This is a genomic window from Pseudomonas sp. 86_A (genome assembly GCF_017491705.1).
GTDB classification, from domain to species: domain Bacteria; phylum Pseudomonadota; class Gammaproteobacteria; order Pseudomonadales; family Pseudomonadaceae; genus Aquipseudomonas; species Aquipseudomonas koreensis.
In genome coordinates this window covers 1-466 of record NZ_JAFGYS010000137.1, presented here as the reverse complement: position 1 = coordinate 466, position 466 = coordinate 1, and the positions used below count along the sequence as shown (strand labels likewise).

The window sequence follows — 466 nt, the reverse complement described above, 5'->3', positions numbered from 1 at the left end:
GCATCGTCTGCAGCTCGGCCGCGAGGCGGCCCATCCGGTCGCGCGCGCCGCGCAGCTCGTCCTCGGCGAAATCGCGCCTCGAGGCGTCGGCCAGCCGTTCCTGCGCGGCGAGTTCGTCGGCGCGCGCCTGGCGCCACTGCGCGTAGTGCTCGACGACGGGGCCGATCTCCGCGTGCTCGCGCGTCCGCTTGCGATACTGGTCGAGGTCCGCGGTGACGTTCTCGCGGCTCAACAGGTCGTTCAGTTCGGCCAGCCGGGTTGTGAGCTGGTCGAGCTTGCTTTGCATGCTCGTCTTCATGGTGCGGAGCGATGCTCCCAGGGAAGGATTCGAAAAGGGGAAGGAGAGGCGGGCCGGCGGGCGCCGCTAACGGTCCGACGTGTCCGACGAGCGGGGCGCGTGCTGGTAGAAGCCGCGCATCAGGTCGATCAGCGAATCGCGATCGGCGCCGTTCGCGCGGTTGAGCGC

At 70.0% G+C, this 466-nt stretch carries 1 protein-coding gene; it reads right to left on the bottom strand.

Annotation, left to right across the window (positions count from 1 at the left end):
- Window positions 1-286, bottom strand: a 286-nt coding sequence (locus tag J5M57_RS28375) for a PCRF domain-containing protein (RefSeq protein WP_207938527.1), incomplete at its 3' end; no start/stop codon positions are given.
- Window positions 287-466: the final 180 nt, after the last annotated feature.